Consider the following 23,030-nt stretch of genomic DNA (forward strand, 5'->3'; position numbering starts at 1 on the left):
TCATGCCCGAGACGTCGAAACCGGATAAGCCGGCAAACTGTAAGGAGACCGGGCGCACTGGCGGTTACGGACCGATCCTTCTAGAACGCCGTCCGCGCGCTTGGGTGGGAGGTACCCAGCGCGCAGACAGCAAATCTGAAAATGGCTAGGTGATGAAAATCCCTTCCTGCGGAACCGCATCGATTGCGGGGGCGATCTTCGGGATCTGCAAGTCAGCCAAGCCGTTGGCGCCCCCGTTACGATATCTGCGCGCAAACCCTGCCTGACGTATGTGAAGGTAGTCACAGATACGCCACCGCACCGATTGCGAAAAATCGAAAACCGCTCTATGGAGCGAGCGGCTGAATGAGGGCGGCCACTCAACACATTGCACAAGGTCGCCCCATGCCCGATGCCTTCTCTCGCGTCATCGCCTTCCTTGCGGTGGTCATGGCCCTGCTGTTTGCCGGGCTGCACTTCCACCAGGGCCACGTCATCGCCACGCTCTATTTCATGACCGGCGCCGTTCTGGTGACCGCCGTGACGCGCATGAATGTAAGACGAGGGCTGATTTAGGCGCTTGCGACATTGGTGTCCGGCCGCAAGGTGGACGGCCAACGCGCCTCACGACGGCAGTTCTCGAGGATTGCCTGGAAGCTAAATCATCTAACCATTTCGAGAGGTTAGATGGTGGGCGATGCAGGGATTGAACCTGCGACCCCACCCGTGTGAAGGGTGTGCTCTCCCGCTGAGCTAATCGCCCGCCTGTGGCCCGAAAGCCGAAGCGAGCCGCGATATAAGGTAGGCGAGCGCGTGAAGTCAAGGCGATGTGCCGAGGTTATTCCGCGGTTTGATTTCTCTGATTTTCTGTCGGCGCGATTTGGCGCCGGCTCAGCGCGCCGCCGCGATTAGGCGCTCCGCCAGGTCCGGTGTCAGCGTGTCGAAATGCGAGATCACCAGGGTCGGTTCGAATTCGCGCACGTGGCGGTCGGTGTAGCCGAAATCGACCGCGACCACGGGAATGCCGGCCGCCTTGGCGGTGTCGATGTCGGTCCGCGAATCGCCGACCATCAAGGCCTTGTTCGGATCGCCACCGGCCAACCGGATCGTCTCGGTGAGATGACGCGGGTCCGGCTTGCGGAAGGCAAACGTATCCTGGCCGCAGATCGCGCCAAAATAGTCCGACATGCCAAGCGCGCCGATCAGCGCTACGGAATTGGCTTCATATTTGTTGGTGCAGACCGCCATCAGGTAGCCGGCGGCCTGAAAATGGTCGAGCGCCCCGATGACGCCGGGGTAGGGACGTGACTTGCCGGGGATGTTCAGCGTGTAGTGGTCGAGGAAGAGCTTCAGCAGCCGGTCGTGCTCTTCGGCCACCAGAGCCTTGTTCTGCGCGGCATGCGCGCGCTCGATCATGACGCGGCCGCCATGGCCGACGAAGCGCCTGAAGCCGGCTTCGTCGACAGCGGCCAGATCGCTTGCCGCAAGGCTGTGGTTGAGGCTGTCGAGCAAGTCCGGCGCCGTGTCGACCAACGTACCGTCGAGGTCGAAGACAATGATCGGGCGGGTCATGGGCAGTCCTGCGAATTTCTCTTTGCTTCAGCGGATACAGGCTGGCCACGGTTCAAGCAAGGAGCCTCGATCGGTCCACAGAGCCTTTGACGAGGTAGCCTTTGACGGGACAGGCAAAAATGCTAGGAGGCCCGCGAAACCGGTGAAATCAGGGCTCCCCATGGATGCAAGGCAGTTGAAGGTCGAAGCCGCGCGGGCAGCGCTCGCCCATGTCGGCGACGGCATGCGGCTCGGCATCGGCACCGGCACCACGGCGGAAGAGTTCGTGCGGCTGCTGGCCGCAAAGGTTGCCACCGGCCTGAAGGTCATCGGCGTGCCGACCTCGGAGCGCACCGCAGCACTTTGCCGCGAGCTTGGTGTGCGGCTCTCGACGCTGGAAGACACGCCGGAGCTCGATCTCACTGTCGATGGCGCCGACGAGATCGATCCGGATCTGACCTTGATCAAGGGCGGCGGCGGCGCGCTGCTGCGGGAGAAGATCGTCGCGGCTGCATCCGGGCGAATGATCGTGATTGCCGACAAGTCCAAGATGGTCGGGACCCTCGGCCGGTTCCCGCTGCCGATCGAGGTCAACATATTCGGCCTGCGCGCCACCGAGATCGCGGTTGGAGCCGCAGCGGCGAAGCTCGGCCTTTCCGGCCCGGTTACATTGAGGATGACGGGAAGCCAGCCATTTGTTACAGACGGCGGCCACTTTATCCTCGATGCATCTTTTGGCCGCATTCCGGATACAAGAGCGCTTTCGAATGCTCTCTTCGCCATTCCAGGCGTTGTCGAGCACGGTCTATTCATCGGGCTGGCGTCAACGGCCATCATCGCCGGCGGCGACGGCATCGAAACCGTCCATGCCGCCCGAAAACCAGGGAGTTCTATCGACTATGATGTTGCATAAACGAGTTCGCCGCTTTTCGATGCTTCTGGCGGCCTCGGCCGTCCTCGCGCTGTCCTCGCCGGTGTTTGCGCAGGACGTCAGCGAATCGCACCTGAAGGCCGCGCGTGCGGCCGTCGCCGCGATCCATGCCACGGACTCGTTCGACAACATCCTGCCGCAGGCGGCTGCCGCGCTGGAGTCGCAGCTCATCCAGAAGAATCCCGACATGCAGGAGCTGATCGGCAAGACCGTGACCGAGAAGGCGCTCGGCATGGCATCGCGGCGCGCCGACCTCGAAAAGGAAGCAGCGCTTGCCTATGCGAAGGTGTTCTCCGAGAAGGACCTCAACGATATCGCCGCCTTCTACAGTTCCGATGCCGGCAAGAAGCTGCTGGACAGCGGCCCAGCGGTGACGCGTGATCTCGTGAAGGCCGCCGATATCTGGCAAAACGGTGTCGCTCGCGATCTCGCGCAGCAGGTCGGCGAGACGCTTGCAGCCGCCGCCAAGGCCGCGGCGCCGGCAGCGCCTGCTCCGGATGCCTCCGCGCCCGCCGACAATTCCGCTCCGGCTGACAATTCGGCTCCTGCCGACAATTCGGCTCCGGCGGACGATTCGCAGAACTGATCCGTTCAATAGGCCGTCGGCCGCTGGACCACAAAGCCCGGCTTTGCCCGGGCTTTTCTTTTGCTGTTTTGCAGCCTACCTGTGACCCGTCTTTCTCATCCGCAGGAGCCCGCTACGATGGCCGGTTATGACTATGATCTGTTCGTCATCGGCGGCGGCTCCGGTGGGGTCAGGGCGGCCCGAGTGGCGGCGACCCTCGGCAAACGTGTCGCCGTCGCGGAGGAATATCGCTTCGGCGGCACCTGCGTCATCCGCGGCTGCGTACCGAAGAAGCTCTACGTCTATGCCTCGCAATTTCCCGAACATTTCGCCGATGCAGCCGGCTATGGCTGGACGGTGCCCGAGGCGAGCTTCGACTGGCAGACGCTGGTCGCCAATAAGGACAAGGAGATCGCGCGGCTCGAATCGATCTACAAGCGGAATGTCGAGGGTTCCGGCGGGGATACCTTCCACTCGCGGGCTGTGCTGGTCGACCCGCACAGCATATATCTGCAAGCCGAAGACCGCACCGTCAGCGCCGACCAGATCCTCATCGCCACCGGCGGCAGGCCGGCGCCGCACCCGGCGCTTTCGGGCCATGAGTACTGCATCTTCTCCAATGAGGCCTTCGATCTCAAGGAACTGCCAAAGGCGATCATGATCGAGGGCGGCGGCTACATCGCCGTCGAATTCGCCAACATCTTCCATGGCCTGGGCGTCGACACCACGCTGGTCTATCGCGGCCAGGAAATCCTCAGCCGCTTCGACATGGATCTGCGCCGCTCGCTGCATGAGACCATGGAGAAGAAGGGCATCAAGATCGTCTGCCCAGCGGTTTCGGAATGGGTCCGCAAGACCCCGGACGGGAAGCTCGACGTGCTGCTGTCCTCCGGCCAGACCCTGACGGTCGAACAGGTGATGCTGGCGATCGGGCGTATTCCCAATACCGAGAATATGGGCCTGGAAGGCGTCGGCGTCGAACTCAGCAAGACGGGCGCGATCGTCGTAGACAAATATTCGCGCACCAACGTAGACAACATCTGGGCGATCGGCGACGTCACCCACCGCGTGCAACTGACGCCGGTCGCGATCCACGAAGCGATGTGCTTCATCGAGACCGCCTTCAAGGACAATCCGACGGCGCCGGACCACGATACCATTCCGACGGCGGTGTTCTCGCAGCCGGAGATAGGCACCGTGGGCCTGTCGGAAGACGACGCGATCAAGCGCTTCTCCGAAGTGGAGATCTATCGCGCCTCATTTCGTCCGATGCGACACACGCTGTCCGGCCGCGACGAGAAGATGCTGATGAAGCTGGTGGTCGACGGATCGACAAGGAAGGTGCTCGGCGCCCATATCCTCGGGCCGGATGCCGGCGAGATGGCGCAGCTTCTGGGCATCCCGCTGAAGGCGGGGCTGACCAAGGACGATTTCGACCGGACCATGGCCGTGCATCCGACCGCGGCCGAGGAACTAGTCACCATGTACAAGCCGACCTACCGCGTGAAGAACGGCGAACGCGTCTGATCGCCGCGTGGGCGGCAGCCGTCGGCGATGCCGGCGGCCGCCAGCATGGCTTTAAAGCAGCGTGCCGCGCAGGATCACCAGCGCTACCGAGAAGTAGATCACCAGCCCGGTGACGTCGACCAACGTGGCGACGAATGGCGCCGAGGCGCTTGCCGGGTCGAAGCCGATGCGCTTCAGCGCGAAGGGCAGCATAGATCCCGACAGCGAACCGAAGGTGACGATACCGATCAGGGCCGCGCCCACGGTCGCCGCGATCAGCATCCAGTGCGGACCGTAGTTATAGAAGCCGAAATACTGCCACAGCGCGATGCGGGAGATGCCGACGAGGCCGAGGATCGAACCGAGCACCACGCCTGTCGGCAGCTCGCGCAGCGCCACCCGCCACCAGTCGCGCAGGCCGATCTCGCGCAGCGCCAGCGCGCGAATGACGAGCGACGTCGCCTGCGAACCGGAATTGCCGCCGGAGCTCATGATAAGCGGAATGAACAGCGTCAGCACGATCGCCTTTTCCAGCTCGCCCTCGTAGCTCTGCATGGCGTTGGCCGTCAGCATCTCGCTGAGGAACAGCGCGCAGAGCCAGCCGGCGCGCTTCTGGATCATGGCGAGAAAGCCCATCTTCATATAGGGCTCGTCCAACGCCTCCATGCCGCCGAAACGATGCACGTCCTCGGTCGTCTCCTCGATCATCGTGTCGATGATGTCGTCGACGGTGACGATGCCGAGAATCCTGCCGTGGTCCACCACCGGCAAGGCGAGCAGGTCGTATTTGGAGATGGTCTGCGCCAGGTTCTCGCGATCGGTGAGCGGCGTCACCGTCACCGGCATACGATCAGGCGCAACCGACAGGATTGAATCCTCCGGATTGCCCGTGATCAACCGGCGCAACCCGGTCGAACGCAGCAGGAGCTGCGTCTCCGGATCGACTATGTAGATGGCGTAAATTGTTTCGCGCGTGCGCTCGACCTTGCGGATGTAGTCGAGCGTGCGGCCGACGGTCCAGTCCGAAGGCACGCTGACGAATTCCGTGGTCATGATCGAGGCTGCGCTGCCTTCCGGATATCCCAGGATGGACAGAAGTGTCGCGCGCAACGCCGGCGCGAGCGCGCCGAGCAGCTCAGAACGGGCCGGCTCATCCAGCTCGCGCAGAATATCGGCCGCGCGGTCGACCGACATGGCGGTCAACAGCTTGCTCGCCTTGGGGCGCGGCAGGGCTTCCACGAGCTCAGGTGCTGCTTCGAGTTCCGGCTGGTCGAAGATCTCGACCAGGCGCTCGAACGGCACGGCGCAAAGCAGCTCGATGGCTGTCGCGCGGGGCTCGTGGTTGAGGGCTTCGACGACGTCCGCGACGTGATCGTTGGCAAGAACACGGGCGATGGCGACGGCTTCGTCGTCCAGTACGGGTGCGAATTCGTTCATGGCTCACTCCTTGCCGTCCGGCAGGACGTGAGCCGTCAGGTCACGTCAGGGCGGACGGCGGTTGCGTTCGACTGTGACTGTCGCCAGGCATGGCGGGTTGACCTTTCTGCTCGCCGGGCTCGACTTGGAATTCTGCGAGCGGGCGCAACATAGGAGCGGTTTTTGCCGAGTCAATCGCAAAGGGCCGTGAAAATAGAGGCGGGGAGACCGGATCGCGAGACTGTGATCGAAGGCTGCCCAAGTTCGGTCATGGCCACCGCTCAAAGGATTGGCATGACTTCTACTTCTGCTTCAGCCGACGGAAGCGCAGCCACTTGTCCTCGACCGGACGCGGCTGCGCGAGAATGGTGGTGAGCTCGCGCGGCAGGCTGGGTGCAAGCGGCTTCTTCGTGGCGACGCCGTCGGCGATCGAAACCACACTGTGATAGAATTCCTCGCCGGCAAGCGAGCGCGGCGCCACCGCTTCGTGCATGACACTGATGACGGTGACGTCCGCACAATTGTCCTTGATCGCCTGGTGGAAAGCGATCTTGCCTTCGGGGTCGAGCGCTCCGGTCGCCTCGTCGAGGAACAGAAGTCCCGGCTGTCGCAGGATGATGCGCGCGACCACCAGTTTCTGCTTCTGGCCGCCCGAAAGCACTTGGTCCCAGATCTTGCCCTCGCGGCTTTCGTCGGCGAGATGTTCGATGAAGTCGCCAAGGCCAGCCTTGTGCAAAGCCGCCGCTACCTGCGTGTCGCCATGGTCGTTCTCTGAACCCGGCAGGCAGACGAGCTGCTTCAGCGAGACCTGCTGCAGCTTGACCTCCTGGGCGGCGTAGAAGCTCGTCACGCCTTCAGGGAAGACGACGGTCCCGCGGCCATAGGGCCAAAGACCATTGATCGCCTTGATCAGCGAAGTCTTGCCGCAGCCGGACTCGCCCTTGAGGAAGGTCCATTCGCCGCGGCGGAAACGGAGATTCGCAGCGCTGAGGAAAGGTGTGGCGTCCTCGCCCTGGTGCGCCAGTTCCAGTTTCTGGATGGTCAGGCCGAAGACCGGGTTCTGACTGCCGTAGCTGAAGTCGGAGCGGCCGGTCTGCTGATAGAACTCCCTTGGGCTCTGCACGTTCTCGATCGCATTGGCGAGTTCGGTCACGCGCTGGCTGTTGGCCCTGAGTGTCGCGATCGCCGGCATCACATGGATGAACCAGGAACACTGGCTTATCAACTGGGCAACCATTTCGGAGCCAGTGATGTAGCCTTTGTAGTCGAGGCGGTTATGGATGAACGATACCAGACCCGGCGCGTAGGCAATGATGCGGGCGCCGACGAAATTGTAGATCAGCTCGAACGACGTGTAGCTGGTGTTGACGATATTGAGCCGTCCCCACGTCTTATCGATATCGACATAGAGCCTGTCATGCATCGACTTTTGCACGCCTTCGCCATGCGAGGCGGCGACGTGGAAGCTGCGGCGCAGGAAGGTCGTCAGCTCGCTGCGGTAGCTGCCTTCGGCCTGCTGCATGCGCACATTGAGCCGCTCGAGCAGTCGTCCGAGCTTGACGGCGATCCAGGTGTTCAGCGGCACGTAGGTGGCGACGGCGAGGAAAGCCAGCACCGCTGTACCGTAACTGCCCAGGAATTCCAGGCCCTTAACCTCGACCGAGGATCCGATCAGGTTTTCGCCGATGAAATAAAGCGAGGTCGCCACACCGAGGACGCCCATGGCGAGACCGATGGCGCCGCCGGTCATGTCCTTGATCGATTCCTGGATGCGCTGGTCGATGTTGTCGGGAGCGACGATGCCGCCGGCGACCGAGCCGTGCTGCGCATGGAAATGGGTATGGTTGCCGTCGAGGAGGGCATGGTTGAACTGGTTGTTCAGCCAGCCCCGCCATTTGCGATGCAACGTCGTTGAAACGAGATTGCGCACACCAGTGAAACCGGCGTCCTTCAGCACAACCAGCAGCACCAATATGCCGGCATTGGCCAGGATCGTCTGCAGCGGGTGAGGGTTGGCGGCATCGTGCAGGAAGGCGATCGAATTGCCTAGCTCGCCCAATGCGACGGCAAACCAGACGCCAGCCTTGCTGGACAGCGCCGTCAGCAGTGCGATGACGAGGGTGAGTGTCCAGGCTTCCTTCCACCGGTCGGAAAACCAGTAGGCTCGCATCAGCCCCCAGAATGTGCGCATCGACGATACCGGCGTCAGGGGCGAGGTCTTTGCCTCGCTGGATGTTTGCTCCGGTATTGTACGTTGCGGTCTACCGACCCCAGTCACGATCCCGCCCAAACCTTTCTTAGTTTTGTTACACAGGGTAACACCAATTGATCATTTTCCATTAATTTTCTGCCGAGGAACATGAACAGGGTTACCCGGCGTGGCGCGCGGGCAACAGAAAGCCAATGCCGAGAGATCATTCATCGCGCTGATTTCGGCTTTTATTCCAGCGTGTTAAAGGCAATTGAGCCAACAGACGGAAAGCTTCCCTTAGGGAAGCAAAAAACACGGGTTTGTGAACGAAAAAGAGGCGCCGATCAGCCGAAATAGCTACTGCGCGGTGACCGGAATGCCCGAAAATCTACCGTCCACGAGTTCTTCGGGCTTGCCCGATTCGCCTTTTCCGAAGGCGCTGAAATGACCGGAAATGGTCTTGCTGGCGGCGTCGTATTTGTCGATGACGATCTCGCCGCCGCTGAAACGAACATGGCCCACCGTCGCGCCGGAATCGAGGATATTGAAGTTGGCGCTGCCGGCGGGGGAGCCCGTCTTGAGTGGATAGCCCGGAAGGTTGTTTAGATCCTTCAGTTCGAGCATAGAATTGAAGGTCGTGGTCGGCGAGCCTTGCTCGGTCCCCGACAGGTTCAGCATCGGCTTGCCGCCCAGCCGCATCGTCTGGGCCAGGGTGAAGGACGCCGTCCAGGGCTTGCCCTCGAAAGTCGCCGACATGACGGCTTCCTCGGCGGATACGCGCTGCAATGTCAGCGGAAGCCCAAGGGCGAGAGGCAAACACAACAGCGACAATGCGCGATGCCTGACCGCCATTCGGTGCCCCTCAAATCAGCTGAACCCGCGACAGTCTAGCTGAGCGCCGTCCTCAGGGCGATTCACCAGATCGTGTTTGCCGAGCCGACCCGCCAAGCAGAAGTAATTCGAGGAAAGTGCAGGAAGCGGTTCCGTCCGGCCATGCGCCCAAGGAACACTCAGCCCGCGACGGTTTCCAACTCGCCGCGCGCCTTGGCCTGGGCGACCTGGCGGATGGCGTCGGCAAGCGTGTCGGCATCCTGCGCGCCCATGACGGCATACTTGCCTTCAAGCAGGAAGCAGGGCACGCCGGTGATGCCCATGCGCGAGGCGGTGGCGATCTCGTTGCGGACGGCCTCGACGTCCGCGTCGGTCGGCAGCAGCGTCTCGACCACCGATGCATCCATGCCGGCCTCGCCGGCAGCCTTCGCCAGCACGGCATGGTCGCCAATATTGGCGCCTTCCTCGAAGTTCAGCTGGAAGAGGCGGCGCACCAGCCGGTTCTGCACATCTTCGCCCGCGGCGCCGGCCCAGCGGATGACGCGATGCGCGTCCAGCGTGTTGGCGGCGACCTTGATGGCGCCGAATGCGAAGCGGATTCCCTCGGCGTCGCCGAGCGGCTCGATGCGCGCGTGAATCTGTTGAACGCGTTCCTCGCTGCCGAACTTGCCGAGCATGTACTTGCGGCGATCCATGCCTCCAGGCGGGATGGTCGGATCGAGCTGGAATGGTCGCCAACTGACACGCACGTCGACGTCGCCTGCGGCAGCAATGGCTTTGTCCAGCCGCTTCTGGCCGATGAAGCACCAGGGGCAGACGACATCGGACACAACATCGACAGTGATGGAGTTCTCGGCGCTCATGCTCGTCTCCTGTTTGGTCTTGATTGGGGCTGGGCTTGCGTCAGTTGGGCTTTCGCCACCAGGTCGGCAACTGATAGCCGAATATGGGGGTCTTTTGCGGATGTTCCAGATAACTCCAGTAAGCGAGCCATTGCTGCGTGTTGTATTGCATCGGCACGATATAGTTGCCTGATATCAGAAGCCGGTCGAGCACACGGACGGCAGCGACATAATCTTCCTTGGTACGAGCGTTCAGCATCGCGTCGATCGCGGCGTCGATCGCGGGATCGGCGACGCCGGCGAGATTGAACGACCCTTCTGTTTTAGCTGCGACCGATCCCCAGCGGCCGAGTTGCTCGCTGCCGGGCGACAGGGAGTTGCTGAAGCCGCTGGTGCCGATCAGCACCTCGAAGTCGTAACGCTGCTTGCGCGACTGGATCTGGTCGCCGTCGAGCGCGCGGATGCCGACGTCGATGCCGATCTTCTCCAGCGTGCGCTGGTAGATCGCCGCCAGCCGCTCTTCATCCTGCGATGAGGTCAGGATCTCGAAGCCAAAAGGATTTCCCTGCGGGTCGAGCATCTTGCCGTCTTGCACGCGAAATCCGGCGCTCTTCAACAATTCGAAGGCCGCCTTGAGCACCTTGCGATCTTGGCCCGAGCCATCCGTCACGGGCGGCCGCCAGGTGCCGTCGATCACGTCCGGCGGCACACGGCCGGGGTAGGGGGCAAGCAGGGCCTTTTCGCGATCGTCTGCCGGGTGACCGAGCGCGGACAGGTCGGAGTTCTGCCAATAGCTCATGGTGCGGTTGAACTTGCCGCCGAAGAGGTTCTTGTTTGCCCATTCGAAGTCGTAAAGCATGCCGAGCGCGCGGCGCACGACCGGATTGGCGAATTTCGGCAGCCTGGTGTTGAACAGGAAACCGGTCACCACCGGGGGAATACCGGTGTCGAAATACTCTTCCTTCACATCGCCCCTTCGGAAGGCTGGAAAGTCGATGTCGCGCTCACGCTTGACCGGATCGGTCTCGTCATCGAGGGCGCAGATGCCTTTCTTGAATGCCTCCGTCTTGGCATTTGCGTTGAGAAAATACTCGATGGTGACCTGGTCGAAATTATCGAAGCCGCGCTTGGACGGAACGTCCTTGCCCCAGTAGTCCGGATTGCGCTTGAAGACGATGCGCTGCCCGGGCAGCACCTTGTCCACGGTGTAGGGTCCGCTGCCGATCAGCGGTTTCAACGTGGTCTTGTCGAACGTGTCCTTGTCGAAGGCGTGCTTGGGGACGATCGGCGTCAGCGCGACGATCAGCGGGAATTCGCGGTTGGCCTTGTCGTTGAAGGTGAATTTCACGCTGTGCTCGCCGGTCTTCTCCAGCTTGGCGATCATGCTCATGCGGTCGCTATAGGGTGGGCGACTCTTGTCCTTGAAAACGTCGTAGGTGAACAGCACGTCCTCCGGCGTTACCGGCTGGCCGTCCGACCATTTCGCGTTGGGATTGAGATGGAACTCGATCGACTTGCGATCCGGATCCATGTCGGCGCTGTCGGCAAGCAGACCATAGAGGCTGAAAGGCTCGTTGTAGTTGCGCTGCATCAGCGGCTCGAAGACGAGGTTGCCGTAAACGGTATCAATCATCCCGCGCGCCGTGGTGCGCAGGCTTTTCAGGATGAAGGGGTTGAGGTTGTCGAAAGAGCCGACCACGCAATAGGTGACGCTCCCCCCTTTCGGCGCATCCGGGTTGACGTAGTCGAAATGCTGGTAGTCGGGCGGCAGCGCCGGCTCGCCCTGCATGGCTATGCCGTGCTTCGGCTCCGACCGCGCCGGAAGGAGTGCAAGAGCCAGAAACGAGGTCGCGGCAATCAGCCGAACCAGAACGCGGTCCATGACCGTCTCCCTGCCGGGCAGCTTTGTGATTCGCCATGCACCCTAGTGCATTTCGCCACCCGATTGAATCGGCGCGCTGACGGGAAGCGGGTTCTCCTGCTACATCGCGGATCGATGCTCGCTCGGGGGGACACGAAACCACGAAGAAATCGCAGAAACCGGGCTGGATTCGACGTCGCTGGCAGTGTAACACGCGCTCCGAAGTCATCCTGTTGCCTCATTTGGGCAACAGGTAGCTGGACCGCACGGCACGAAGAAGCCGGTCCCCGGGATCATTTGAGAGGAAAGTGCACCATATGACGATCAACGCGTACCGCCTTTCGGTGCTGGCCGCAGGCGTGGTCGGCGTTCTGGGCGCCGGGCTTTTCACCGCCTCGGCTCAACAGCAGCCGCAGATCCCGCAGGGCTGGTTCAAGGCCTGCACCAAGCAGGAAGACGTCGATATCTGCAACGTGCAGAACATCGTCACCGCCGGCAACGGCCAGCTCGTCACGGGCGTCAGCCTGATCGAGCTCAAGGGCAAGGTGAACCGCAAGGTCTTCCAGGTCACGGTCCCGACCGGTCGTCTCGTTCCTCCGGGCATCGCGCTGCAGATCGATTCCGGCAAGGCGCAGAAGCTCGACTATGTGATCTGCTTCCCGGATCGCTGCGTGGCGGAAGTGCCGCTAAGCGACCAGCTCGTCGCTTCCTTCAAGAAGGGGCAGGGCATCACGCTCACCTCGATCAACTTCCAGAACCAGCCGAACCCGATCAAGATCGCGCTCAGCGGTTTCAGCGGCGCCTATGACGGCCCGCCGCTGCAGCAATCGGACATTGAGGACCGGCAGAAGAAGCTGCAGGACTTCGTCGCCAAGAACAACCAGGATTTCGCCAAGAAGCTCAAGGACGAGCAGGACAAGGCCAAGACCGCGAACTGATCGCGCAAGCGCATTCTCGGACACAAAAAAGCGGGGCATTTGCCCCGCTTTTTTGTTGCTTCAAGGCCGCTGCATTCAATGCTTCGACTGGCGCTTAGGCTCGTAGCGGCCGTCAGGCAGCTTTTCGAACATCTCGCCGATTTGGGGGTGCCGCACCGGCTCGCCCGACCGGTCCTCGAGCAGGTTCTGCTCGGAAACATAGGCGATGTATTCGGTCTCCGAGTTTTCCGCCAGAAGATGGTAGAAAGGCTGGTCCTTGCGCGGCCGCACGTCGGCGGGAATGGCTTCGTACCACTCCTCGGTGTTGGCGAATTCGGGATCGACGTCGAAGATCACGCCGCGGAACGGAAACAGCCTGTGGCGAACCACTTGCCCGATCGAGAACTTGGCCGTTTTCATCGCATTCACCACTCAGGTTCCAAGGCGCCTTTCGTGGCTGCGCACAAGGCGCCTAAGACCTTGAATTTACACGTCACGCGGCCAGAAATCGACCCCGACTTTCGGCTTGGGCCTATTTGGCGTAGCAGCTGCCGTAATTCAATGGCCGCACTCCATGTTGCAAGCCACGGATGGGCGATGCGTAAAGTTTCGCGGACGGCGTGGAAAGACGCGGCGATCGGCTTCTAATGCTCGACCTCTTTCCTTAGGCCGCCGGCAATGGCGCGAAAGCCGCTGCCCGGCCGCAACCCCTCGCGCATAAAGAAGGCCCGCAGCGGCGCGAAGCTGCCGAGCGCATTGAGGCCGGCGCTGCGCGCCAGCTGTGCGGGCAGCATGTCGGACAACAGCGACATGTTGAGCAGGTTCACCGCACCGCTGCGCGCCCATATGTCGGGCCGGCGCCTGGTGTCATAGGCGGCAAGACTCCTGCTTGCACCCGGATCGTCGCGGTTTTCGCTGGCGATTCCTATCAGGTCGTCGATGTCCCTGATGCCCAGGTTGAGCCCTTGAGCGCCGATTGGCGGGAACACATGCGCCGCCTCGCCGACGAGCGCGACACGATTCTGCGCGAACCGGGCGGGCGAAGCCGCCGACAAAGGATAGATTTGGCGACCCGGCTCGACCGAGACCCGACCAAGCACCGATTGCATCTGCTGCTCGATACGCTCCGACAGAGTTGCATCGTCGAGCGCGGCAAGCTCCTGCGCCGTCTCCGGCTTTACCACCCAGACAAGGCTCGATCGCCTGCCGGGCAGCGGCACCTGGGTGAACGGCCCCGTTTCGGTATGGAACTCGGTCGAGACGAAGCCGTGGTCGCTGCGGTGGCCGAAATTGAGGATAAGCGCAGATTGCGGATAAGGGCGCGCAAAAGCGCGAATGCCGGCGGCTTCCCGCGCCGGAGACAGGCGCCCGTCGGCGGCGACCGCGAGCGACGCGGAGACTTCGCCGCCGTCGGCCAGCCTTGCACGGGCATGGTCGGCGTCGAGGCTCCAGGATTCGACCGTGGATTTCAGCCAATGAATGCGGTCATGCGCTGAAGCCGCCTTGGCGAGGACCGGAATAAGGGCGTTGTTCGGCAGATTGAGGCCGAACTGTTCTTCGCCGATCTCGCTGGCGCGGAAGGTCACGGTCGGGCTGCGGATCAGCCGCCTTGTGGCGTCGACGATACGCATCACCTTGAGCGCCGCGGCCTGGGGCTTGAGCTCGGCAAGGACGCCCAGCCGTTCAAGAACCTTCAGGGCTGGGTTCATGAGGGCCGTGGTACGGCGGTCGGTGGTGTTGGCCTCGGGACCGACCAGCGTCACCTCAAAGCCTGCCTGGGCAAAGCCGAGCGCCGCTATAAGGCCGGCCGGACCGCTGCCGGCAACCAGGATGCGGGCTTTATCGTTGTGATCCACGCCAAGCTTCCACGTTGGAAGGCGACCCGTCGGGCCTTTATCCAGGATATAGGTCAGATCAGCCGGCTTGATCAACGCGGCGATTCAGCCCATTCGATTGCCATGAGCGGGGAGCAGCAGGGTTTCAACCATCTCGACCGCGCCGGCCGCGCGACGGCCGGCGTGGCGCGGAGTCCGCTCTTTGCGGTCACGCTCACGGTGGGCGTCGCCATCGTCCTTGCATGGCTGCTTCTCGGCGCGATGGCGATCCGTGGCGCCGAAGGCAGCCCAGCCGGCAGGCCCGGCGATATGCTTCTCAAAAGTCTCCCAGTCCTGCCTTTGCCGGATTTTCTCGACCGGTTCTTCGCTCTCTGCCTTGCGCCCGTGCCGCTTGCCGGCCCGGCTGGCCTGCAGGCGTCGGCGCTTGTGCTGATGTGGTTCCTGATGGCGGTGGCCACGATGCTGCCTTCCGCCGCGCCGCTGATCCGCACCTATTGCGAAATCGCCGACACGGCGAGGATCAAGGGCGAGCCGGTTGTTCATCCACTGGTGCTCGTTACCGGATACCTCACCACATGGCTTGGCGCGTCCGCGGCTTTTGCCGCGCTGACGCTCGCGGTCTACGCTTTTGCCGGTTCCGGCCGCATGCTGGATCCGGCCGTGGGCCTTGCCGGCGCCGCGGCGCTGCTTGTTGCAGGCCTTTATCAATTCAGCGGTCTCAAACAGGCGTGCCTTGAAAAATGCCGCAACCCGTTCTCGATCCTTTTCGCCAATTGGAGCGCGAAACCGGGCCGCATCTTCCACCTAGGATTGGAGCAGGGCGTCTGGTGCCTTGGCTGCTGCTGGGCGCTGATGCTGGTGATGTTCGCCGTCGGCGCGATGAACATCTTCTGGATGGCGCTGATCGGACTGTTCACCCTGATCGAAAAACAGACCACCGGCAGGATGGCCAGCCGGGTTGCCGGTGCGATACTGCTTGTGTGGGCGGCTGCCCTGCTATTAGTTTCGGCGTAAGGGGAGAATTCTATGACCGACCAAAGCTGGGCGATGAAAGGGGAGCTGGTACTCTCCTGCAATTGCACGGTTTTCTGCCCTTGCGTGCTGTCGCTCGGCAGCCACCCGCCGACGGAAGGCTACTGCCAGACCTGGGCCGGCTTCCGCATCGATGCCGGCCATTTCGGCGAGACCGATCTTTCGGGTCTCAATCTCGGCCTGATCATGGAAATTCCCGGCTATATGAGCCGCGGCAACTGGACCGCCGGCCTGTTCATCGACAAGCGGGCGTCGGTCTATGCGGTGAAGGCACTGACCAAAATCTTCACCGGCAAGGCCGGCGGCACCACGTCGCTGCTGTCGATCCTTGTCGGGAAATTCCTCGGCGTCGAGCAGGTGCCGATCACCTATGAGACGCGTGACAGGACGCGCGTCTTCCAGATACCGAAGATCATCGACGGCGCGGTGACGCCGATCACGGGCAAGGACCGCGAGAAGGATACGGTGATCACCAATTCCGAATATTGGATCGCGCCGGAAATCATCGTGGCGAAGTCCGAGAAGAGCAAGATGCGCGCCTTCGGCCGCAACTGGAATTTTGCCGGCCGATCAGCCGAGATCTGCAAGCTGGACTGGCGGGGACCGTGAGCAAGAACACAACGGCCAGGAAAGCGGCGAGGAAGATCGCGCAACGGATCCCGTTGCCGAAGAAGAAGGTGACGTGGCCGCAGGCGCGCGCGTTCTCCGTTCATCTGCTGACTGCGTCGGGATCGTTCCTGGCCTTCCTGTCGCTGGTGGCGGCGAGCGAGGAACGCTGGACGGCGATGTTCTGGTGGCTGGGGCTGGCGCTGTTCGTTGACGGCATCGACGGCCCGATCGCCAGGAAGCTCGAGGTCAAGGAAATCCTGCCAACGTGGTCGGGCGAACTCCTCGACAACATCATCGACTACGTCACTTACGTGCTCATTCCGGCTTTTGCGCTTTATCAGCGCGGCTTCATGGGCGAGAACCTGTCCTTCCTGTCGGCGGCCATCATCGTTGTCTCCAGCGCCATCTACTATGCCGACACCGGCATGAAGACGAAGGAGAACTTCTTCAAGGGTTTTCCGGTCGTGTGGAACATGGTGGTGTTCACTCTCTTCGTCATCGCCCCAGGGCAATGGGTGTCTTTCGCCGTGGTTGTGGTGGCAGGCGTCTTGACCTTCCTGCCGATCAACTTCATCCACCCGGTGCGCGTCGTGAGGTTGCGGCCGATCAATCTCGGCATGACGCTTCTGTGGTGCGCCTTCGGCGCGTTGGCGCTGGCGCAGGCAGCCCTTGCAGCCTTCTATGACAGGATCGGCGTTCTCAGCGAACAGGTGAGCGATTTCACCAAGATCGGCATCACCATCACCGGCCTCTATCTCGCCTGCATCGGGGGCATCATGCAGATGTTCCCGAATCTGGGCGCCAGGAAGCTCTGATCCTGGATCAGGATTTTTGCGATCGAATGATCATCCTGAGCTGAAAGATCCATCGGCGCGTGACCTTCCGAAACCGGTTCGCCTTTTCGGAACCGCGTTCCACATTGTGTATGTACTTCTTCAGGGAATTGAGCGATGTCCAAGGCAATCCGCATTCACGCCCATGGCGGCCCCGAGGTCCTCACGTTCGAGGATGCCGATGCCGGCCAGCCGGGAGAGGGCCAGATATTGATCCGGCACACCGCGATCGGCCTCAACTTCATCGACGTCTACTACCGCTCCGGGCTTTACCCGCCACCCGGCGGTTTTCCTTTGATTCCCGGCGGGGAGGCGGCGGGCGTCGTCCTGGCCCTCGGCGCCGGCGTCGACTGGCTGAAGCCAGGCGATCGCGTCGCTTATGCGGTCAATGTCGGAGCCTATGCCGAGCAACGGGTGATCGCCGCCGACCGTGTTGTCAAAGTGCCGGACGGCATCGGTGACGAGCAGGCGGCGGCTATGATGCTGAAAGGCATGACGGCCGAATACCTCTTGCGTCGGACCTTTCCCGTCAAGGCTGGCGACACGATCCTCTACCATGCGGCAGCCGGCGGCGTCGGCCTCATCCTCGGCCAATGGGCAAAGCATCTCGGCGCAACCGTAATCGGCACCGCGAGCTCCGTCGACAAGATCGAACTCGCGCGGGCGCATGGCTTCGATCATGTCATCAACTACAAGGAGCAGGATTTCGTAGCCGGTGTCGCGGCGCTCACCGGCGGGCAGAAATGCGACGTCGTCTACGATTCCGTTGGCGCCGACACGTTTCCGGCATCGCTCGATTGCCTGCGGCCGCTTGGCATGTTCGTCAGCTTCGGGCAGTCGTCCGGGCCGATCCCGCCTTTCTCGATGTCGTTGCTCGCGCAGAAGGGCTCGCTCTACGCCACCCGGCCGACGCTGTTCGTCTACAACGCCAGGCGCGAGGATCTGGTGAAGTCGGCCGAAGCGCTTTTCGACGTGGTCGAGAGCGGCGCCGTCGAGATCAAGATCAACCAGCGTTACGCGCTGAAGGACGCAGGAAAGGCGCAAGCTGATCTCGAAGCCCGCAAGACTACGGGAACGACCGTCCTCATTCCTTAAGCCAACTGCCCTGTTTTTCAGCGACTTGCCGTGCCCGGAGGCACGGCTTGCCTGAAAAGCGCTGCGGATTTGCCACTGTTCTCAAGAGGTCTATCTTAGCCCTTGAGTTTCCGCTGAAATTCTTGAAGCTCTTTCAAGTTGGGTGCTGCTTTCCGATGGGAGCCGGCCGCGCATACCATGCTTTCGGGAACACAGAACATATCCGGGAAGCCGGATGGGAGGCACCGTGAGTGCAAATCATGACAGGTCAAACCTGCTTGAGGTTCGTGGCCTTACCAAGATTTTCGGCACGCTGACGGCGTGCGACCACATCGATCTCAATATCGCGAGGGGCGAGATCCACGCGCTGCTCGGCGAGAACGGCGCCGGCAAGTCAACGCTGGTCAAGATGCTGTTCGGATCGCTGGAGCCGAACTCGGGCGAAATCTTCTGGGACGGCAAGGCGGTCAAGATCACCAGCCCGGGCGTGGCGAAGAAGCTCGGCATCGGCATGGTGTTCCAGCATTTCTCGCTGTTCGAGGCGCTGACGGCGGCCGAAAACATCGCGCTTTCGCTCAATGACGGTTCGCCGATCAGCACCATCGCCGCGAAGGCGAGGGCGCTGTCCTTCAGCTATGGGCTGCCGCTCGATCCGGACTCCCTGGTCGGCGACCTTTCCGTCGGCGAACGCCAGCGCATCGAGATCATCCGCTGCCTCTTGCAGACACCGCAGCTCATCATCCTCGACGAGCCGACCTCAGTGCTGACGCCGCAGGAGGCCGACAAACTGTTCGAAACGCTGGAGCGGCTGCGCGCGGAAGGCAAATCGATCCTCTATATTTCGCACCGGCTGGAAGAGGTCAAACGCATCTGCGACAGTGCCACCGTCCTGCGTCACGGCAAGGTGGTCGGCCACTGCAACCCGCGCCAGGAGACGGCCGCATCGCTTGCCCGCATGATGGTCGGCAGCGAGGTAAAAGCCGTGGAGCGCGCGCCGGCCGAAGGCATCGAGACTGCGCCGGCGTTGCTGGAAATCCGTGGGCTGACGCGCAAGCCGGCGACGCCCTTTGCCATCCCGCTGAAGAACATCAATCTCACCGTGCGCGCCGGCGAAGTGATCGGCATCGCCGGCGTGGCCGGTAACGGCCAGGGCGAGTTCTTCGAATCCGTCTCCGGCGAAGTGCCGCAGCAGGATGCGGGTTCGGTGCGTATCCGCGGCAAGGACGCCGGCGCGCTCTCCATCACCGGCCGGCGACTGATGGGCGCTGCCTTTGTGCCGGAAGAGCGCCTGGGACACGGCGCAGCCCCGCGCATGAAGCTTTCGGAGAACCTCCTGCTTTCGCGTCACGCCACGGACGGCAAGTCGTTCGTCGGTTCCGGCGGCATGGTCAAGAACAGCGCCGTCTATAACGCCGCCCAGCGCATCATCACCGCCATGGACGTGCGCAAGAGCGCGCCAGATCCGGAGGCGGCCGCGCTCTCGGGCGGCAATCTGCAGAAATTCATCGTCGGACGCGAACTCGACCGCAAGCCGAGCGTCATGATCGTCAACCAGCCTACCTGGGGCGTGGACGCAGGTGCGGCCGCTCGCATTCGCCAAGCCCTGATCGAGCTTGCCCGCAGCGGCTCCGCCGTCCTCGTCATCAGCCAGGATCTCGACGAATTGTTCGAGCTGTCGGATGCGATCGCGGTCATGCACAACGGGGAATTGTCGGCGCCGCTGCCGATCGCCGAGGCGACTTTCGAGAAGATCGGCCTCTTGATGGGTGGCGCCGAGCCCGGCCACGCCGAACACAGCCTGGAGATGGCATGATGCGCATCGAACTGGTCAAACGTCCGCAGCGCTCGGCGCTGTTTTCGGTGCTGTCGCCCTTCATTGCCTTTGCGCTGACGATCATTGCCGGCGGCATCATGTTCGCCTTGCTCGGCGTCAATCCGCTGGATGCATTCAACATCTATTTCATCCAGCCGGTCAGCGAAGTCTGGCAGTTGCACGAGCTGGCCATCAAGGCGGCGCCTCTCATCCTGATCGCGGTTGGCCTGTCGGTCTGCTACAAGGCCAATATCTGGAACATCGGCGCCGAAGGCCAGTTCATCTTCGGAGCGATCTTCGGCTCCATCATCCCGGTGCTGTTCCCGCAATTCGAAGGCCCGCTGGTGATCCCGCTGATGCTCCTGCTCGGCATGGTTGGCGGCGCTTTTTATGCATCGATCCCGGCTTTCTTGAAGACGCGCTTCAGCACGAACGAGATCCTGACCAGCCTGATGCTGGTCTATGTCGCGCAGCTTTTCCTCGACTGGCTGGTGCGCGGCCCGTGGCGCGATCCGCAGGGCCATGGCTTTCCGCAGACCATCCAGTTCAGCGACTCGGCAACCTTGCCCCAGCTCATGCCCGATGCCGGCCGCGCCAATTGGGGCTTCGTCTTCGCCCTGGTCGCCGCGGTAGCGATCTGGCTGATGATGAGCCGCATGCTGAAAGGCTTCGAGGTGCGGGTGCTGGGCTCAAGCCCAAGGGCTGGGCGCTTCGCAGGCTTCGGCTTCAACCGGATGGTGTTCTTTAGCTTCCTTCTCTCCGGCGCGCTGGCCGGTCTGGCGGGCATCTCGGAAGTCTCCGGCGCCATCGGCCAGTTGCAGCCGGTGATCTCGCCCGGCTACGGCTTCACCGCCATCATCGTCGCCTTCCTCGGCAGGCTCAATCCGCTTGGCATCGTGGCCGCTGGCCTGGTGCTGGCGCTGACCTATCTCGGCGGCGAGGCCGTGCAGAGCGCGCTCGGCATCTCCGACAAGGTGGCGCGCGTGTTCCAGGGCATGCTTCTGTTCTTCGTGCTCGGCTGCGACACGCTCATCCACTACCGCATTCGCCTGATCGGCATGGCACTGATGAAGCCGGACGCCGCGAAGCTCGATGCAGCGCCCAAGCTCGAGGAGGCCCGCTGATGGACATCACCGTCAACATCCTTTTGACCATCGCGACCGCGGCGACGCCGCTGCTGATCGCGGCGATCGGCGAACTGGTCGTCGAGCGCTCGGGCGTGCTCAATCTCGGCGTCGAGGGCATGATGATCATGGGCGCCGTCGGCGGCTTTGGCGCCGGCTATCTCACCGGGTCGCCCTGGATCGGCCTGCTCGCCGCAATCATCGTCGGCGCGCTGTTCTCGCTGCTGTTCGCCGTGATGACGCTGTCGCTCGCCACCAACCAGGTGGCGACCGGCCTGTCGCTGACGCTGCTCGGCCTCGGCCTCTCCGGCATGATCGGTACCAGCTTCGTCGGCCAGCCGGGCGTGAGGCTGCCCAATCTCGATATTCCCGGGATCAGCTCGATACCGGTCGTCGGGAAGTTGATCTTCGGCCAGGATCCGGTCTTCTACATCTCGATCGCACTGACCGCGGCAGTGATGTGGTTCCTGTTCAGGACGCGCACTGGCCTAACGCTTCGCTCGATCGGCGACAGCCACACGTCGGCGCATGCGCTGGGCATCAAGGTGATTCGCTACCGCTATCTCGCCGTGATCTTCGGCGGCGCCTGCGCTGGCCTGGCCGGTGGGCACCTGTCGCTGGTCTATACCCCGCAATGGGTGGAGAACATGAGCGCGGGGCGGGGCTGGATCGCGCTGGCGCTGGTGGTGTTCGCTTCCTGGCGCCCGTGGCGGGTGCTGGCCGGCGCCTATATCTTCGGCGCGGTGTGGATCGGCCAGCTTCATGCACAGGCTTTTGGTATTCCAGTGCCTTCACAGTTTCTTTCTTCGCTGCCCTATCTGGCAACCATCGTGGTTCTCGTTCTAATCTCGCGCAACAAGCGGCTGACGATGATGAACACGCCGGCTTCGTTGGGGCAGCCATTCGTTCCGGATCGTTGACGACAAGAAAAAGACGGGAAGCTCCAAGGCTTAACTCAGAGAGGTAACACAATGAAGAAACTGCTTATTGCATTGATGGCAACTGCCGCGGCCCTGTCGGTTGCGGCGACCGCCGAGGCGGCGGGCAAGCTGAAGGCCTGCTGGGTCTACACAGGCCCGATCGGAGACTTCGGCTATTCCTATCAGCACGACCAGGGCCGGCTCGAGGTCGAGAAGGCGCTCGGCGACAAGGTCGAAACCGCCTATCTCGAAAACGTTTCGGAAGGTCCGGACGCCGACCGCGCCTTCGAGCGCCTGGCGCGCGAGAATTGCAAGATCATCTTCGGCACGTCCTTCGGCTTCATGGACGCAGAGGTGAAGGTCGCCAAGAAGTTCCCCAAAGTGATGTTCGAGCATGCCACCGGCTTCAAGACCGGCAAGAATCTCGGCATCTATAACGCCCGTTTCTATGAAGGCCGTTACGTGCTTGGCCAGATCGCGGCCAAGGAATCGAAGAAGGGCCTTGCCGGATACATCGTGTCCTTCCCGATCCCTGAAGTGGTGATGGGCATCAACTCCTTCATGCTCGGCGCCCAGTCGGTCAATCCCGATTTCAAGGTGAAGATCGTGTGGGTGAACTCCTGGTTCGACCCGGGCAAGGAAGCCGATGCCGCCAAGGCCCTGTTCGACCAGGGCGCGGACATCATCGTCCAGCACACCGATTCGACCGCCGCGCTACAGGTCGCCGAGGAGCGCAAGCTGCACGGCTTCGGCCAGTCGTCCGACATGATCAAGTTCGCGCCGAACGCGCAACTGACCGCGCTCACCGACGAGTGGGGTCCCTACTATATCAGCCGCGTTCAGGCCGCGCTCGACGGCACCTGGAAGCCGGATAATGTGTGGCTCGGCATCAAGGACGGCGCCGTCAAGCTCGCGCCCTTCACCAACATGCCGGACGACGTCAAGGCGATGGCGGAAGCGACCACCAAGAAGATCGCCGGCGGCTGGAATCCCTTCACCGGGCCGGTCTCCAAGCAGGATGGCTCCCCTTGGCTGAAGGACGGCGAGGTTGCCGATGACGGCACGCTGCTCGGCATGAATTTCTATGTCAAGGGCGTCGACGACAAGCTGCCGCAGTAAGCTGCAAGCTGCCAATGTCAAAATGGAAAGGGCGCCGCGCGGCGCCCTTTCTCATTCGGTGTGCCTTCGCCTTAGAGACGA

General features: G+C 62.3%; 21 protein-coding genes and 1 tRNA gene. 13 read left to right on the forward strand and 9 right to left on the reverse strand.

Annotated features, from left to right (window positions below):
* Nucleotides 1-384 precede the first annotated feature (384 nt).
* A complete protein-coding gene (locus P9272_RS25555; protein ID WP_181592095.1) occupies nucleotides 385-555 on the forward strand; it encodes a hypothetical protein in 171 nt (56 codons plus the stop codon).
* A 112-nt stretch (nucleotides 556-667) separates the two neighbouring features.
* On the opposite strand, the gene P9272_RS25560 is transcribed toward P9272_RS25555, so the two are convergent.
* Together P9272_RS25560 and P9272_RS25565 are read right to left on the reverse strand one after the other, a co-directional pair.
* Nucleotides 668-742 (reverse strand) — tRNA-Val (locus tag P9272_RS25560).
* 128 nt (nucleotides 743-870) lie between these two features.
* Nucleotides 871-1,551, reverse strand: coding sequence for a phosphoglycolate phosphatase (locus P9272_RS25565; protein WP_128260152.1), 681 nt, complete (start codon nucleotides 1,549-1,551; stop codon nucleotides 871-873).
* 160 nt (nucleotides 1,552-1,711) lie between these two features.
* Between P9272_RS25565 and rpiA the strand changes: the two genes are divergently transcribed.
* The 3 genes from rpiA (at nucleotide 1,712) to gor (ending at nucleotide 4,553) form a co-directional block, all read left to right on the forward strand.
* The gene (gene rpiA / locus P9272_RS25570; RefSeq protein WP_278162737.1) at nucleotides 1,712-2,443 is read left to right on the forward strand and encodes a ribose-5-phosphate isomerase RpiA; all 732 of its coding nucleotides are present in this window, start codon (nucleotides 1,712-1,714) and stop codon (nucleotides 2,441-2,443) included.
* Nucleotides 2,430-3,047, forward strand: a complete 618-nt coding sequence (locus tag P9272_RS25575; RefSeq protein ID WP_128260150.1) for a DUF2059 domain-containing protein — start codon at nucleotides 2,430-2,432, stop codon at nucleotides 3,045-3,047. The genes rpiA and P9272_RS25575 overlap by 14 nt, the downstream gene beginning before the upstream one ends.
* Nucleotides 3,048-3,164: 117 nt before the next feature.
* Complete coding sequence (gor, locus tag P9272_RS25580; protein ID WP_278162694.1) at nucleotides 3,165-4,553, forward strand: glutathione-disulfide reductase; 1,389 nt, start codon at nucleotides 3,165-3,167, stop codon at nucleotides 4,551-4,553.
* Between the two features lie 51 nt (nucleotides 4,554-4,604).
* On the opposite strand, the gene mgtE is transcribed toward gor, so the two are convergent.
* The 5 genes from mgtE to P9272_RS25605 all read right to left on the reverse strand — a co-directional run bounded on the left by mgtE (nucleotide 4,605) and on the right by P9272_RS25605 (nucleotide 11,694).
* The gene (gene mgtE, locus P9272_RS25585; RefSeq protein WP_278162695.1) at nucleotides 4,605-5,969 is read right to left on the reverse strand and encodes a magnesium transporter; all 1,365 of its coding nucleotides are present in this window, start codon (nucleotides 5,967-5,969) and stop codon (nucleotides 4,605-4,607) included.
* A gap of 280 nt (nucleotides 5,970-6,249) precedes the next feature.
* On the reverse strand, nucleotides 6,250-8,139 hold the full coding sequence (locus tag P9272_RS25590) for an ABC transporter ATP-binding protein/permease (protein WP_278162696.1): 1,890 nt from the start codon (nucleotides 8,137-8,139) through the stop codon (nucleotides 6,250-6,252).
* 357 nt (nucleotides 8,140-8,496) lie between these two features.
* The gene (locus P9272_RS25595) at nucleotides 8,497-8,895 is read right to left on the reverse strand and encodes a hypothetical protein (RefSeq protein ID WP_278162697.1); all 399 of its coding nucleotides are present in this window, start codon (nucleotides 8,893-8,895) and stop codon (nucleotides 8,497-8,499) included.
* Nucleotides 8,896-9,149: 254 nt separating this feature from the next.
* Nucleotides 9,150-9,833 carry a DsbA family protein gene (locus P9272_RS25600; RefSeq protein ID WP_278162699.1) on the reverse strand — a complete coding sequence of 228 codons (684 nt, stop codon included), beginning with the start codon at nucleotides 9,831-9,833 and terminating at the stop codon, nucleotides 9,150-9,152.
* Nucleotides 9,834-9,873: 40 nt separating this feature from the next.
* Entirely contained in the window at nucleotides 9,874-11,694 is a 1,821-nt protein-coding gene (locus tag P9272_RS25605) for an extracellular solute-binding protein (RefSeq protein WP_278162700.1), read from the reverse strand.
* 296 nt (nucleotides 11,695-11,990) lie between these two features.
* Here P9272_RS25605 and P9272_RS25610 point away from each other — a divergent pair, with 296 nt between their 5' ends.
* Nucleotides 11,991-12,611 carry an invasion associated locus B family protein gene (locus P9272_RS25610; protein ID WP_128260143.1) on the forward strand — a complete coding sequence of 207 codons (621 nt, stop codon included), beginning with the start codon at nucleotides 11,991-11,993 and terminating at the stop codon, nucleotides 12,609-12,611.
* Between the two features lie 75 nt (nucleotides 12,612-12,686).
* Here P9272_RS25610 and hspQ read toward each other — a convergent pair whose 3' ends face one another.
* Entirely contained in the window at nucleotides 12,687-13,010 is a 324-nt protein-coding gene (hspQ, locus tag P9272_RS25615; protein WP_278162702.1) for a heat shock protein HspQ, read from the reverse strand.
* A 224-nt stretch (nucleotides 13,011-13,234) separates the two neighbouring features.
* On the reverse strand, nucleotides 13,235-14,446 hold the full coding sequence (locus P9272_RS25620; protein WP_278162703.1) for a UbiH/UbiF family hydroxylase: 1,212 nt from the start codon (nucleotides 14,444-14,446) through the stop codon (nucleotides 13,235-13,237).
* Between the two features lie 102 nt (nucleotides 14,447-14,548).
* On the opposite strand from P9272_RS25620, the gene P9272_RS25625 reads away from it, so the two are divergent.
* From P9272_RS25625 to P9272_RS25660, 8 genes are all read left to right on the forward strand, one after another.
* Nucleotides 14,549-15,439, forward strand: coding sequence for a DUF2182 domain-containing protein (locus tag P9272_RS25625; RefSeq protein WP_278162704.1), 891 nt, complete (start codon nucleotides 14,549-14,551; stop codon nucleotides 15,437-15,439).
* A gap of 12 nt (nucleotides 15,440-15,451) precedes the next feature.
* Nucleotides 15,452-16,066 (forward strand): DUF1326 domain-containing protein, encoded by a 615-nt coding sequence (locus tag P9272_RS25630; RefSeq protein WP_278162705.1) that lies wholly within the window; start codon nucleotides 15,452-15,454, stop codon nucleotides 16,064-16,066.
* Nucleotides 16,063-16,881: a phosphatidylcholine synthase gene (pcsA, locus tag P9272_RS25635; protein ID WP_278162706.1), complete on the forward strand. Its 819-nt coding sequence runs from the start codon at nucleotides 16,063-16,065 to the stop codon at nucleotides 16,879-16,881. The genes P9272_RS25630 and pcsA overlap by 4 nt, the downstream gene beginning before the upstream one ends.
* 135 nt (nucleotides 16,882-17,016) lie before the next feature.
* On the forward strand, nucleotides 17,017-17,994 hold the full coding sequence (locus P9272_RS25640) for a quinone oxidoreductase (RefSeq protein ID WP_278162708.1): 978 nt from the start codon (nucleotides 17,017-17,019) through the stop codon (nucleotides 17,992-17,994).
* Nucleotides 17,995-18,208: 214 nt separating this feature from the next.
* A complete protein-coding gene (locus P9272_RS25645; RefSeq protein WP_278162709.1) occupies nucleotides 18,209-19,786 on the forward strand; it encodes an ABC transporter ATP-binding protein in 1,578 nt (525 codons plus the stop codon).
* Nucleotides 19,783-20,910, forward strand: a complete 1,128-nt coding sequence (locus P9272_RS25650; protein ID WP_128260135.1) for an ABC transporter permease — start codon at nucleotides 19,783-19,785, stop codon at nucleotides 20,908-20,910. The genes P9272_RS25645 and P9272_RS25650 overlap by 4 nt, the downstream gene beginning before the upstream one ends.
* Nucleotides 20,910-21,830, forward strand: a complete 921-nt coding sequence (locus tag P9272_RS25655) for an ABC transporter permease (RefSeq protein ID WP_040994779.1) — start codon at nucleotides 20,910-20,912, stop codon at nucleotides 21,828-21,830. The genes P9272_RS25650 and P9272_RS25655 overlap by 1 nt, the downstream gene beginning before the upstream one ends.
* Before the next feature lie 51 nt (nucleotides 21,831-21,881).
* Entirely contained in the window at nucleotides 21,882-22,949 is a 1,068-nt protein-coding gene (locus P9272_RS25660; RefSeq protein WP_128260133.1) for a BMP family ABC transporter substrate-binding protein, read from the forward strand.
* Nucleotides 22,950-23,030: the final 81 nt, after the last annotated feature.

Origin of the sequence: Mesorhizobium sp. WSM4976, assembly GCF_029625685.1 — a bacterium.
Taxonomy (GTDB): domain Bacteria; phylum Pseudomonadota; class Alphaproteobacteria; order Rhizobiales; family Rhizobiaceae; genus Mesorhizobium.

Bases quoted from the DNA above. Each gene is read 5' to 3' on its own strand.
- P9272_RS25650 (WP_128260135.1), top strand. From the start codon at position 19,783: ATGATGCGCATCGAACTGGTCAAACGTCCGCAGCGCTCGGCGCTGTTT.
- P9272_RS25660 (WP_128260133.1), top strand. From the start codon at position 21,882: ATGAAGAAACTGCTTATTGCATTGATGGCAACTGCCGCGGCCCTGTCG.
- P9272_RS25625 (WP_278162704.1), top strand. From the start codon at position 14,549: ATGAGCGGGGAGCAGCAGGGTTTCAACCATCTCGACCGCGCCGGCCGC.
- P9272_RS25605 (WP_278162700.1), bottom strand. From the start codon at position 11,694: ATGGACCGCGTTCTGGTTCGGCTGATTGCCGCGACCTCGTTTCTGGCT.
- P9272_RS25555 (WP_181592095.1), top strand. From the start codon at position 385: ATGCCCGATGCCTTCTCTCGCGTCATCGCCTTCCTTGCGGTGGTCATG.
- hspQ (WP_278162702.1), bottom strand. From the start codon at position 13,010: ATGAAAACGGCCAAGTTCTCGATCGGGCAAGTGGTTCGCCACAGGCTG.
- P9272_RS25640 (WP_278162708.1), top strand. From the start codon at position 17,017: ATGTCCAAGGCAATCCGCATTCACGCCCATGGCGGCCCCGAGGTCCTC.
- P9272_RS25575 (WP_128260150.1), top strand. From the start codon at position 2,430: ATGATGTTGCATAAACGAGTTCGCCGCTTTTCGATGCTTCTGGCGGCC.
- mgtE (WP_278162695.1), bottom strand. From the start codon at position 5,969: ATGAACGAATTCGCACCCGTACTGGACGACGAAGCCGTCGCCATCGCC.
- gor (WP_278162694.1), top strand. From the start codon at position 3,165: ATGGCCGGTTATGACTATGATCTGTTCGTCATCGGCGGCGGCTCCGGT.
- P9272_RS25655 (WP_040994779.1), top strand. From the start codon at position 20,910: ATGGACATCACCGTCAACATCCTTTTGACCATCGCGACCGCGGCGACG.
- P9272_RS25600 (WP_278162699.1), bottom strand. From the start codon at position 9,833: ATGAGCGCCGAGAACTCCATCACTGTCGATGTTGTGTCCGATGTCGTC.
- rpiA (WP_278162737.1), top strand. From the start codon at position 1,712: ATGGATGCAAGGCAGTTGAAGGTCGAAGCCGCGCGGGCAGCGCTCGCC.
- P9272_RS25610 (WP_128260143.1), top strand. From the start codon at position 11,991: ATGACGATCAACGCGTACCGCCTTTCGGTGCTGGCCGCAGGCGTGGTC.
- P9272_RS25645 (WP_278162709.1), top strand. From the start codon at position 18,209: ATGGGAGGCACCGTGAGTGCAAATCATGACAGGTCAAACCTGCTTGAG.
- P9272_RS25565 (WP_128260152.1), bottom strand. From the start codon at position 1,551: ATGACCCGCCCGATCATTGTCTTCGACCTCGACGGTACGTTGGTCGAC.
- P9272_RS25630 (WP_278162705.1), top strand. From the start codon at position 15,452: ATGACCGACCAAAGCTGGGCGATGAAAGGGGAGCTGGTACTCTCCTGC.
- P9272_RS25590 (WP_278162696.1), bottom strand. From the start codon at position 8,139: ATGCGCACATTCTGGGGGCTGATGCGAGCCTACTGGTTTTCCGACCGG.
- P9272_RS25595 (WP_278162697.1), bottom strand. From the start codon at position 8,895: ATGTCGGCGACTTTCGAGGGCAAGCCCTGGACGGCGTCCTTCACCCTG.